The organism is Bacillus sp. GM2 (assembly GCF_056155945.1).
This window is the reverse complement of record NZ_JBRKSZ010000008.1, coordinates 675,935-688,545: the sequence shown is the minus strand read 5'-3', so window position 1 is coordinate 688,545 and position 12,611 is coordinate 675,935. Positions and strand designations below refer to the sequence as shown.

Here is a 12,611-nt window from a genome sequence, read left to right as displayed (position 1 = left end):
CAAGAGGGAGGCTAAATCGATATGAATACAAACATCCATGTAAAAGAGGAGCAAGCATCGCAAACACCGTCAATTGCTGATATGAAGGTCATACCCGTGGCAGGGCGCGACAGTATGCTTTTGAATTTAAGCGGAGCTCACGGCCCCTTTTTCACACGGAATATCGTGATTTTAAAAGATTCATCAGGCGCTCTCGGTGTCGGCGAAGTTCCGGGCGGCGAACGGATCCGCCAGACGCTGGAGCAGGCGAAGCCGCTTGTCATCGGTCAGCCGCTCGGCGCTGTTCAATCGATTTTGCAGTCTGTCAGGCGTCGTTTTAAAGACCGGGATGCCGGAGGACGCGGGATGCAGACCTTTGACCAGCGGACGACAATACACGCAGTGACCGCATTGGAAGCGGCTTTGCTCGATTTGCTCGGGAAATTTCTCGGCGTCCCTGTAGCGTCGCTCTTGGGGGAAGGCCAGCAGAGGGAAAAAGTGAAGATGCTCGGCTATTTGTTTTACATCGGCGACCGAAAGCGCACAACGCTTCCCTATATTAGTGAGCAAGAGGCAAGTGACGATTGGTTCCGCCTCCGCCGCGAAGAAGCGTTGACACCCGGGGCGATCGTCCGTCTTGCTGAAGCAGCTCAAGAACGATACGGTTTTCATGATTTTAAATTAAAAGGCGGCGTCCTTTCGGGAGAAGAAGAAATCGAGGCGGCATCCGCTTTGGCAAAACGGTTTCCCGAGGCGAGAATCACCCTTGACCCGAATGGCGCGTGGTCATTGGAAGAAGCGATTGCGCTTTGTAAGGGAAAACGGGATGTGCTCGCCTACGCGGAAGACCCTTGCGGAGCGGAAGCCGGATACTCGGGTCGGGAAATCATGGCCGAATTCCGCCGTGCGACAAGCATTCCGACAGCGACGAATATGATTGCGACAGACTGGCGGCAAATGGGGCACGCGATACAACTGCACGCTGTTGATATACCGCTGGCAGATCCGCATTTCTGGACGATGCAGGGATCTGTCCGCGTTGCCCAAATGTGCCATGAATGGGGGCTGACGTGGGGTTCTCACTCCAATAACCATTTTGACGTCTCATTGGCCATGTTCACCCACGTTGCCGCAGCAGCTCCCGGTGACATCACGGCGATTGATACGCATTGGATTTGGCAGGATGGACAGCGTCTGACAAAACAGCCTTTTTCAATTGCTGACGGATATGTCCAAGTTCCTGATCAGCCGGGGCTCGGCATTGAAATCGACATGGAACAGGTGGAAAAAGCAAATGAACGGTATGAGAAAATGAAAGCAGGCGAGCGGAATGATGCCGTTGCCATGCAGTTTTTGATTGAAAATTGGCGTTTCGACCCTAAACGTCCTTGTCTTGTTCGTTAATTGCGGAAACAGCGGTTTGAGAGGCCCCTAGCCGACATTGTCATACGCGATATTTTGTCTTACAATATGAACAACTGAAAGGGGGCCCACAGTCGTGGAAGAAGATATGGAAACATTGCAGGTCGAATCAGTCAATCGCAAGACATTGGCGAAACAGGTTGTAGAACGAATCGTCCATTTATTATCAAGCGGCCAATTGAAACCGGGGGACAAACTGCCGACGGAGATCGAGCTCATGGAAAAACTGAATGTGAGCAGACCCGTTCTCCGCGAAGCTTTAATATCACTCGAAACGCTCGGAATTATTAAAAGAAAAACCCGGGACGGCACGTATTTTAATGATAAAATTGGCATCCAGCCGTTTTCTGTCATGCTGGCTTTGGCGGTTGATAATTTGCCGGCCATTATTGAAGCGAGGATGGCGCTGGAACTCGGGCTTGTCACGATCGCCGCAGAAAAGATCAATGACAGTCAGCTCGAAAGGCTGCAGGAAACGATCGATATCATTGCAAACAGCACGGATAATCATTATGGAGAAGCAGATAAAGAATTTCACCGGATTATCGCTTTGAGCGCGAACAACCCGGTGCTTGAGGGCATGATTCAATCACTCTTGATCACACACGCCAAAATCGACAGCCAGATTCCATACAGGGAAAGGGACCGGACTGTCGAATATCATACGAATATTTTGAAAGCCCTTCAACAAAGGGACCCATATCAAGCCTATCACCATATGTATGAGCACTTAAAATTTGTACGTGACAAAATACTGAATGGTCTTCGTGATGAAAAAAACAATCATTAAGTTGTTTGACAGCGCTTTCTAACATGTGCCGCAGCGGGAGAAGGGCTGTGGAAAGGCGCTGATCGAAAAGGGGAGTTGATCAATACTTATGCTTGTCAATCAAACTGAAACCCCGCTGTACATTAAGGTGAACGAAAAAGACAATACCGCAATCATCGTCAATGCCGGCGGACTGCCGAAAGGGACGGTGTTTCCTTGCGGGCTTAAACTGCAGGAGCGGATACCTCAAGGTCATAAAGTGGCTTTAACGAACATTACACAGGGCGGAGCCGTTATTCGCTACGGTGAGGTTATCGGCTATGCCGTCAAACCAATCGAAAAAGGCGGGGGGATTTCCGAGTCGCATATCATGCTTCCGGAAGCTCCGCCGCTCGATGAACTGCCCATCGCCAACAAAGTTCCAAAACCCGCTCCCCCTCTTGAAGGGTACACATTTGAAGGATACCGGAATGAAGACGGGAGCGTCGGCACGAGAAACGTGCTTGGCATTATGACAAGCGTGCAATGCGTCGCAGGCGTTCTCGATTACGCAGTTAAACGAATTAAAGAGGAACTGCTTCCAAAATATCCGAACGTTGACGGTGTCGCTGCATTAAATCATCAGTACGGCTGCGGTGTGGCGATTAATGCGCCGGAAGCCAAAATCCCGATCCGAACGATTCAAAATATCGCCAGACACCCTAATTTCGGCGGGGAAGCGATGGTGATCGGACTCGGCTGCGAGAAGCTCCTTCCGACGAGGATAGAGCCGGAAGGAGACGCTGAAAACATTCTTTCATTGCAGGAACGGCGAGGGTTTGAGCAAATGATACAATCGATTATGGAAATGGCCGAAGAGCGCTTAAAAAGGCTGAATGAACGGAAGCGGACAACATGTCCCGCTTCAGACCTGGTGATTGGCCTTCAGTGCGGTGGCAGCGACGCTTTCTCAGGAGTGACCGCAAACCCCGCGGCGGGATATGCGGCCGACTTACTCGTCCGGGCAGGGGCCACGGTTTTATTTTCGGAAGTCACCGAAGTCCGCGATGCCGTTCATCTCTTAACACCGCGCGCTGTCAATGAAGAAGTCGGCCGCGCCCTGATTCGGGAAATGGCTTGGTATGACCGCTATCTGGAAAGAGGCGAATCAGACCGAAGCGCCAATCCGTCGCCAGGGAACAAAAGGGGCGGGCTGGCAAACGTGGTTGAGAAATCGCTCGGCTCGATCGCAAAATCGGGAAGCAGCCCGATCAATGCCGTACTCGCGCCAGGTGAAAGGGCTGTACAGAAGGGACTCACTTTTGCAGCGACACCTGCAAGCGATTTTGTATGCGGCACCCTGCAACTGGCTTCGGGCATGCATTTGCAAGTATTTACAACCGGAAGAGGAACGCCGTACGGCCTTGAAATGGCTCCGGTTATGAAAGTGGCAACCCGGCAGTCATTATCAGAAGATTGGCGCGATTTAATCGACGTTAACGCCGGACGGATCGCAACAGGTGAAGCTTCAATAGAAGAAGTCGGCTGGGAAATTTTCAGGACGATCCTTAACGTCGCAAGCGGAAGGAAAACATGGGCGGAACATTGGGGGCTCTCCAATGACTTGTGTTTGTTCAACCCCGCGCCTGTGACTTGATCGAAAAGCACCTTGATAAGGTGCTTTTTTAATTGTGAACTCGTTTTTAACAAGAAGTATAAAGTGGTTCTTTTTTCATATTTCCTCTTTGGTAAACTAAACCGCAGTACCTTTCGGAATCTTGGCGCATCAACCATACTGCCTGTTTTTTCAGAGGGCCGGCATACGATTTGCAGGGTGGTGATTCTTATTTCCTATTTATCTAATTTATTCCATGTTGTAACATAAAAAAGTATCATTTTCAAGCATGTCATTCGCATTAAAATGAAGTGCTTGCAGCTTAACTTAAAAGCCCTTGGAGGTTTAATAAAATGAAAAAGATGATGATATTGTGTTTTTCTATAATACTAATCTTTACAGGAGGATGCAGTATGAACGACAGCCAAAACGGCAAGAACGGCAATCAAGAAGAAGCGGTCAAGCCGAAAGATATGGACCCGAAAGACCTCCCGCAGGTTCCGGCGTTCCAGGATGAGAAAACAAGAGAATACATGGCATCAACAAAGGAAGTCGAGCCGGGCTATTATTTGCTTGAGTCTAAACTGAAAGGGTTTACGATGTTGTTTCCGGAGGATGGGGAGTATGAAGCAGAGCTATCCTCAAATAATGGAAAGAACATAGAGAGCCTCGCCTTTAATAGCTATGACAAAAAAACAAATATTGTTCTTAATGCTCAAGTTAAGTATTATTCTCAGCAATCGTATGTTAATAAACCCAAAACGATGCTTGAAATTATTAGCGGACAGAATGGATACAAAGGAAAATACCAAAAAATCGATCAGTCCGGAAAAGATATATATTTTGCTCATATGAAAGAGGTATTTGATGATATAGATCGAAAATACAATTTTTCATATAGTTATTTTGGTTATGTAAAGTCTACAGAAGAGGACTATTTAGGTGTTGAATATAACTTTACATTTGCATGCCATAAAGAAGATCAACCATGTTCCCTCTCAGAAGAAAAAGCGAGAAAAACCGCAAAGAAACTTGTTAATTCAATAACCTTCAGTACAGAAGGGGAAGAATAATGAGGAATAAAAATTTATTTGAAAATGAGAATGTGAAACTGCGTTTAATAAATTTAGAATACAGCTATAAAGAAAGATTTGCATCTGAAAATACAAATGAAGTGAAAAAAGCTAAAGAGGACTTTGTCGCTGATGTACGCAGAATCTATAAAGAAGAAACAAATAAAGAACTTCCCAAAAATATAAAAATTTATACCTCAAAGGAGATCTTACAGAATAAAGATTCTTCTGTTAAAAGATCAGGCTATGATGGTACTGCTATATATATTCAAGATAAAACTCATGACACCAATCAGCTTCAAATAATTTCTCAGGGAAGTGCTGATAATGAGGACTGGGTATATAACTTTTCAGGTCTTTTTCTGGGAATGGATGATAGTCAATACAAAGCAACTAAGGAATTTACCATCGAAACAAAGAAAAAAACGCAAGATGTAAAAAGTCTAAACACTTATGCAATGGGACATTCTCTTGCAAATAATAACCAAGTGCTAGTTCAGTTGGTTGATGGTGAATTTGATGAAGTTTATGGAGTGAATGGAGCGCAAATCAGTGTTGACCATATTTTAAAAGCAGACTATAAACTTACTAATTATCTTAAAAGAAAATTCAGCACAATAAAAATCAGTGAAATTCCTAAAAATGATCTAAAAAAAGCCATCATCAAATACTACAACGACAAAGGCGTCACAGCCAACATCACCCAGCGCATTTCCAGTGACGATCCGCTCTACGGTGTCAGCGGGAAGGCTGATTTTATTACGTTCGGCGATATGAAGATGACGAACACACACCCGGATATAAAAGGATTCCGAAGTGTCATTGATCATATTCCTGATGAAGATGTGAGCAAACTGAAAGGGTACTTTCAAAAATATGCTGCTGATTATCGAAAGGGCGGCATTCAGGGGTTTACTATGGAAGCAATCGGCGTAGATATGGATTTTTTAAACGGAATAATGAATGAAGAGGGTACAGCTCAGCAAATAGCATATTGCTTGAAACATCCGGCCCGCCTCTTGAATATGGTGGGTGCACTTGATAAAAAGCTGCCAGAGTTTAAAGCATTTTTTGCGAAAGTCAAGGCCTACAGCGGCCCTGTTCTCAATCAGCTTGAAGCAAACGGTTATATTGATGAAGCGAAAAAAAAGACCATTCAAAAAGACATTGCCGAAGTAGAGCGACTGACAGGAAGGCTTGACGTTTTATATGAAGAGATCAAATTTCTTGTCGACTGGAAGACTGTCATATTTACTCTAAATAATAGACAACTCTCTCAATCACTAATGAAAAATTTAATCGAATTTTATTCAACTTATAAAGCATTGGAAGAAGCCTTAGGCAAACTGGATCAAGACACAAAAGACCTTCTCAATCTTATTGGCGAAGGCCACAGCATCACCCCGCTTCTAAACGCCCTATCCAAAAAGAAAGGCATCAGCTACAAAGGAGGAGACATCTATTTTTCTAAGAAAGGCAAGGACGGAAAAGAGATAAAGGTCAATCTGTCATCTGCCATCAGGATTTACCAGGCGGGGATGGCTGCCATTTCAAAGATTGAGGCTGAAATTGAACGCTACCAACGTATTTTCCACCATGAAATCCACGATCATTTCGCAATTAAAAAATCTGAGTTGACAAAAGCCATTCATGACATGGAAGCCAATCCTTCCCGCTACCAATTCGACATTCAGTTCAAGCTCGCCTCAGGCTTCGCCGGATCAAACGGAAAGCTGAATAAAATCGTCGTCCACGACTCGTACCACACGGCCCCGCTTCCTCAGTGCGACGGCGTCGTCAGCGAATTAAAAAAACAAACCTCCAGCAAAAAGAAATTTGTAAAAAGCATTCGCGCCAGCATTGAAAAATTGTTCGATGAAGATGAGCAAATTTCGGCGCTGTTTGATTTTAAGGCATAGGGGAGGGGGATTAAGATGGTAAAATCGTTATTGGAGGAAACTGAAACAGTTTCAGCGACATATATGTTTTTAAGCAGTATTTCAGCAAAGGATAAAGCGGCCCGGCTGAACGCGCCGCTGAAAAGCGTTTTAAAAGAACTGAAAGAATTTGATAAAGTGCTAAAAAGCGAAATCGAAGGGCAAAAAGGTATGATGATCACGAAAATTAAAGAAGAATTAGATCACAAAAGTGAAAACCGCAAAACCGTCATCACCCGGATGAAATCAGACAACGAGCAGTTTGCAAACAGTTATCATGACATGATTGAAACTTTGCGGAAGCAAAACGTAACACTTTACTATAAAAAGAATAAGCCCCTTGATCAATAAAAGATGACCCCTGACATCAGAGGTCATTTTTTTGTTCCAATGACTTGTGTTTGTACAACCCCGCGCCTGTGACTTGATCCGTGTTAGTGGGAAAGTAGATTGGTATCAGTCAATAGATCCGGAAGCTACAAGAGGATTCAACTAGAAATATAAATAATTTTTGTAAAAAACACACGTTTTTCAATTACAATGAGTGTAATTGCACGTGTGTTTTTATGTTGAAAAGGATAGGTGAACAAGATGCAGCGCATATTGCTTATTGAAGATGATCATTCGATCAGTGAAATGGTCGATCATTATTTAACAAAAGAAGGGTTTGAGGTCGTGCTTGCTTTTGACGGAGAAGAGGGTGTTCGCTTGTTTCAGCAGGGCAATTATGATGTGATTCTGCTCGACATCATGCTTCCTAAACTGAACGGGATGGATTTTCTGAAATTGATCCGTGAACAGAGCAAGGTCCCGGTTTTAATGATTTCTGCAAAAGACGGGGATGTCGATAAAGCGCTGGGGCTGGGTTTTGGTGCGGATGATTATATTGCCAAGCCGTTTTCGATGATCGAACTGACTGCAAGAATAAAAGCCGCCATTCGGCGCGCAACGCAGTATTCCGCCAGTGAGCCGGCAAATCAAAAACTAGTACGTATTCACGAGCTTACGATTGATATAGAAAATGTATCCGTACAAAAAAATGGTGAACCGCTTCAGCTGACATCAACGGAATGGAAGATGCTGACCTTGTTTGTGACAAACCCTAAAAAAGTATTCACAAAAGAACAAATCTATCGTTCGGTTTGGAATGAGGATTATTTTGGCGATCAAAATATTATTAACGTCCATATGAGGCGCTTGAGGGAAAAGATAGAGGATGATCCTTCCTCTCCGCAATATATTAAAACGCTTTGGGGCATCGGTTATAAATTAGGAGAGTTTTAGCATGACAATGTTATGGATTGGCATGCTGATGATTTTGGCGTCTCTCAATATCGTTCAATATAAAATGAAAAAACAGCGGGACCAAAACTTGAAGTACATCACGGAAAAGCTCAGTATGATGCTAAATGAGCAGGCGGCTGATCAAATTTTATTAGGAACGGATGATAAAGTACTGCGGGATCTGCTCGTGCAAATGAACCTGTTTGTTGAGGAGCGTCAACGCATAACAGCCCGCTTTGCAAAAACGGAGCAGTCAATGAAACGAATGCTGACCAATATGTCCCATGATCTGAAAACCCCGCTGACTGTTGTGCTCGGATATATCGAGGCGATTCAAAATGACTCGGATATGGCGGAAGAAGAGCGTGAAAGGCTGCTGGAAAAACTTTATCAAAAAACAGGCGAAATCATTCAGCTGATGAATTCTTTCTTCGACTTGGCCAAACTCGAATCAGAAGATAAGCAAATACTGCTCACGAAAATACATATCAACGAAATATGCAGAAAAAACATTCTCCAACACTATGATGCCGTTCAGGCAAAAGGTTTTAAAGCTGTCATCGACATCCCGGATACCCCGGTTTATGCACATGGAAATGAAGAAGCGCTTGACCGGGTTCTGCAAAACCTTTTATCAAATGCGATTCAATATGGTGCAGATGGAAAGCTGATCGGATTGTCCCTTACATATGATGACACGCAGATTGTTATTACGGTTTGGGACCGTGGGAAAGGGATTGGCGAGTATGATCAGCAGCGGGTGTTCGAAAGGCTGTACACCCTTGAGGAATCGAGAAATAAAGCGTTCCAGGGAAGCGGGCTCGGCTTAACAATTACAAAAAGGCTCATTGAGAAAATGGGAGGGGGCATCTCTCTCCAAAGCAAGCCGTATGAACGGACAGCGTTTTCCATCACGCTAAAACGAATGACCTATTAGCAAACGTAAGAATTTCTTAAGAAACAAGAAATAAAAAAGACAGCGTCCATCGCTACAATAGACACATAGCAAAGACAGGAAAGGGGAAACAGAGTTGACTTACATCGTACAAACAAGCGGGCTTACCAAGACATTCAAAGGTCAAGAAGTTGTGTCAAATGTAAGCATGCATATACGAAAGGGAGAAATATACGGTTTTCTCGGCCCGAACGGAGCCGGGAAAACGACCGTCATGAAGATGCTGACGAGCCTCGTAAAACCGACAAGCGGGGAAATCAATATTCTCGGGCATAAGCTGACAAATCAATCATACGAGATTCTCGGCAAAATAGGCAGCATGATCGAATACCCGATTTTTTATGAAAATCTGACAGCCAATGAAAATTTAAATCTGCACTGTGAGTATATGGGATATCACAATAAAGCCAAGATTCAGGAAGTGCTGGACATGGTGAATTTAAAAAATATCGACAGCAAACCTGTCAAAACATTCTCGCTTGGTATGAAGCAGCGTCTTGGAATAGCGCGTGCCATTCTTACCAAACCCGACTTGCTCATCTTAGATGAACCGATTAATGGCCTTGATCCCATCGGGATTAAAGAAATCAGAAACTTATTTCAAGTATTGAGCAAAGAATATGGAATGACATTGCTCATCTCAAGCCATATCCTGAACGAAGTAGAGCAGATTGCAGATACAATCGGAGTGATTCGGGACGGCAGGCTTGTTGAAGAAGTATCGATGGAAAGCGTAAGAGGCCGGAACACAGAGTACATTGAACTCGTGACCCCGAATCAATTGCGGGCTTGCTTTGTGCTTGAACATGAGCTTCAGATTGCTAATTTTAAAATACTAAATGATAAAACGATCCGAATTTATGATGCCGAAGCTTCTCAAACAGCCATTTCTAAAGCTCTGATTTTAAATGATATAGAAATTGAGTCCATGAATAAAAAGCATACTTCGCTTGAGGACTACTTCCTCAGCTTAATCAACGGCAATGCGGCCAGCGCACAAGGAGGCGGAGATGCTTGCTGAATTTATTGAAAATCGAAATGAAAAAGATGAAGCTTGGCTGGTATGTACGCGGAGCCGCCTTTGCCAATTTTATCATCCTCGGTTTTCTGTGGATGGTGACCTTCACAGAAGGCAAGGATACGTTCCAAACGATTGATGAAACATTTCTTGTGATCGGCACTTTCGTCAGAGCGGTTTTTATCATTTTCGGAGCCGTGCTGATTTCAAAATTAATCATTTCAGAGTTTAAAAACAAGACAATACTTGTGATGTTTACGTACCCGATCAACCGAAAAAAACTGCTGGCTGCTAAACTGCTGATCGCAGCCGGGCTGACTTTCATTACGATATTGATATCAAATGCATGCGTTGCCGCTGCTTTTTTTCTGCTGAATTCAATCTATGGGGTCATCCCCGGCGAATTAACAGCTTCTATGGTTTCTCAGCAGGCTCTGAAAATGATCGTTTTTGCTTTTGGCGCCGCAGGAACGAGTTTAGTGCCCATCTTTTTCGGAATGCGGAAGCACTCCGCTGCGGCAACGATCATTTCGTCTGTCGTGATCAGCATGTTGATCAGTTCCACAAGCCCGGACTTTTCCATTTCTTCAATTGTTTATATTCCTTTATCTCTGGCCGCTGTCGGTCTGATTTTTTCCTTTTTGGCAGTAAGGCGGATCGAAAAAATAGATGTATTTTAACGGAGTTGAAGTTCAATGCTGAATTTAATTAAATTGGAGTTTAAAAAAACGAAACTAGGGTGGTATTACAAAGGTGCAGTGATTGCAAATCTATGTATACTCGGTTTTTTGTGCCTGATCGGATCGGAGGAAAAAAATCTTACTCAAGACCAAATGGCGATGGCTGACGCGGGATCCACGCTGCTGCTTCTCGGAACTTTTGTAAGGTCTGTGTTTATTGTCTTTGCAGGCGTGCTGATTGCCAAACTGATCATCGGAGAGTATAAAAACAGAACCATCACGGTCATGTTTACATATCCGGTCAGCCGAAAAAAACTGATCGCCGCAAAACTGCTGCTCACCGGCGGATTGACCTTCTTGACAATGATCGTGTCCGAACTGATTCTTGCGTTTATTTTCTCGCAGCTCAATGATATCTATCAATTCAGCCCGGAAAAACTGACGCTGCAAGCCATTGGAAATGAGATTGGCAGTATGCTCATTTACGCTGCTTCTTCGACAGGGTTGAGTTTTATTCCATTATACTTTGGGATGCGCAAACAATCCGTTCCTGCCACTATTGTGACATCCTGCATTTTGATTGCGCTGATCGGTCAGCAAAGTCCTGGATTCTCAATTGCATCTATTATTTATATTCCTGTTTCATTGGCTGTAATCGGGATTGTTATTGCGTTTTGGTCGATCCGAAAAATTGACCGGGAAGATGTATTATAATGGATCAATTATATAGTGAAGGTGCAAATTGACGGATTCCAGGCATTTACCTATACTTGAAGAACTGAAACAACAAGGAAAACGGGTGAACATGTCATGGAATTTGAAATTCGCTATATTTCTTTTTACGTCATTCAGGTCGACGGCAAGGATGAGCAGGCCAACAAGCAATATAAACATTTTCAGACGCTGGATACAGAGGAATTTGAAACCAGCGAACTGAAGGATTTCTTAGACGGGGAATTGAAAAAAATCGTGAAGCGGAAAGCCGAACGCCATCCGAAATCAGAGCAGGTGCCGACGAAAATCGGCCGCTTCATCACAGAGCCGGGGCATGAGCTTGATTCTAATCCGAACTACAATCTGTTTCACAAAACAAAACTGGCGGAGACAAAGGAAGAATTCAATGAGCTGAGCGAACAGTTCGTCCGCACATACCTCGACACGAGCGCCGTCAGGGGAGGCGTTTTTTTGGTGGCGACAGCCGTACCGCGCAAATACTTCGATGATACATTTGTCTTTGTCATGAAGTGCGACTTTGAACCGAAGGTCGCTTCGATCGCCGATGAATCATCGCTGATCCGCAAGGTCGAAATGGCGATCACGACGAAAAACATGAAATCGATCCAGTATCCGCACATGCCTGAAGAGGGCATGACAGAGGAAAGCGAAGTGAAAATCCACCAGGCCTCGCACGCCCGCTACTTTGAAGACTTCTTAAAATTCGTCGAGTACGGCGAGTCGATGCCGGAAATCATGAAGTCCCAAGTGATGAACATGGTGCAGGAGCATGTGTACGAAGCATTTGAAGACAAAAGCGAAGAACTCCAGCAGTTTGAACATGATCTCGAAATCTGGGAAGCGAGCGAAAAGCGGGAGATTCAGGAACGCCTCGACACCCATCAAGTCATCGAAGCCTCCGCCCAGATCGTTGAGCATATGCCTGAGGCAGAGCTGAAAATGAAGCTGGGAGCAACCGAGATTAAAGGACTGCTGGCTGAATTCGGAGATTCGATCCACCTTGCCAAGGTAAACGGGCGCTATGTCGCGCTGATAGAAGCCGAGACGATTTCCTTTGAAAAGGGCAGTTCTCCGGTGGAATTTTATAAACCTGAGGGACTGCATGAGGTGATTGAGCGGATACGGAATAAAAGTGACAGGGAAGATTAGAAATAAGGAATGGCAT

At 44.4% G+C, this 12,611-nt stretch carries 12 protein-coding genes; all 12 read left to right on the top strand.

Annotated features, from left to right (window positions below; translation table 11 throughout):
- Positions 1-21: 21 nt before the first annotated feature.
- Positions 22-1,383 (top strand): glucarate dehydratase, encoded by a 1,362-nt coding sequence (gene gudD / locus ACVC9U_RS18075; RefSeq protein WP_059230736.1) that lies wholly within the window; start codon positions 22-24, stop codon positions 1,381-1,383.
- 106 nt (positions 1,384-1,489) lie between these two features.
- The gene (locus ACVC9U_RS18070; protein WP_154495802.1) at positions 1,490-2,191 is read left to right on the top strand and encodes a FadR/GntR family transcriptional regulator; all 702 of its coding nucleotides are present in this window, start codon (positions 1,490-1,492) and stop codon (positions 2,189-2,191) included.
- Positions 2,192-2,279: 88 nt separating this feature from the next.
- Positions 2,280-3,806 carry a galactarate dehydratase gene (garD, locus tag ACVC9U_RS18065; RefSeq protein WP_033155080.1) on the top strand — a complete coding sequence of 509 codons (1,527 nt, stop codon included), beginning with the start codon at positions 2,280-2,282 and terminating at the stop codon, positions 3,804-3,806.
- 311 nt (positions 3,807-4,117) lie between these two features.
- Positions 4,118-4,837 (top strand): lipoprotein YvcA, encoded by a 720-nt coding sequence (locus ACVC9U_RS18060; RefSeq protein ID WP_441391366.1) that lies wholly within the window; start codon positions 4,118-4,120, stop codon positions 4,835-4,837.
- Positions 4,837-6,756: a DUF6792 domain-containing protein gene (locus tag ACVC9U_RS18055; protein ID WP_059230734.1), complete on the top strand. Its 1,920-nt coding sequence runs from the start codon at positions 4,837-4,839 to the stop codon at positions 6,754-6,756. The genes ACVC9U_RS18060 and ACVC9U_RS18055 overlap by 1 nt, the downstream gene beginning before the upstream one ends.
- 15 nt (positions 6,757-6,771) lie before the next feature.
- Complete coding sequence (locus tag ACVC9U_RS18050; protein WP_081303478.1) at positions 6,772-7,125, top strand: hypothetical protein; 354 nt, start codon at positions 6,772-6,774, stop codon at positions 7,123-7,125.
- A 252-nt stretch (positions 7,126-7,377) separates the two neighbouring features.
- Entirely contained in the window at positions 7,378-8,058 is a 681-nt protein-coding gene (locus tag ACVC9U_RS18045) for a response regulator transcription factor (RefSeq protein WP_095323705.1), read from the top strand.
- Position 8,059: 1 nt separating this feature from the next.
- Entirely contained in the window at positions 8,060-8,995 is a 936-nt protein-coding gene (locus ACVC9U_RS18040) for a HAMP domain-containing histidine kinase (protein WP_023857761.1), read from the top strand.
- A 94-nt stretch (positions 8,996-9,089) separates the two neighbouring features.
- Complete coding sequence (locus tag ACVC9U_RS18035; protein ID WP_025810825.1) at positions 9,090-10,034, top strand: ABC transporter ATP-binding protein; 945 nt, start codon at positions 9,090-9,092, stop codon at positions 10,032-10,034.
- Complete coding sequence (locus ACVC9U_RS18030) at positions 10,028-10,711, top strand: ABC transporter permease (protein WP_026580469.1); 684 nt, start codon at positions 10,028-10,030, stop codon at positions 10,709-10,711. The genes ACVC9U_RS18035 and ACVC9U_RS18030 overlap by 7 nt, the downstream gene beginning before the upstream one ends.
- A gap of 15 nt (positions 10,712-10,726) precedes the next feature.
- Positions 10,727-11,425 carry an ABC transporter permease gene (locus tag ACVC9U_RS18025; protein WP_023857763.1) on the top strand — a complete coding sequence of 233 codons (699 nt, stop codon included), beginning with the start codon at positions 10,727-10,729 and terminating at the stop codon, positions 11,423-11,425.
- Between the two features lie 96 nt (positions 11,426-11,521).
- A complete protein-coding gene (locus tag ACVC9U_RS18020; protein WP_020450009.1) occupies positions 11,522-12,595 on the top strand; it encodes a DUF3900 domain-containing protein in 1,074 nt (357 codons plus the stop codon).
- The last annotated feature ends 16 nt before the right edge of the window (positions 12,596-12,611 follow it).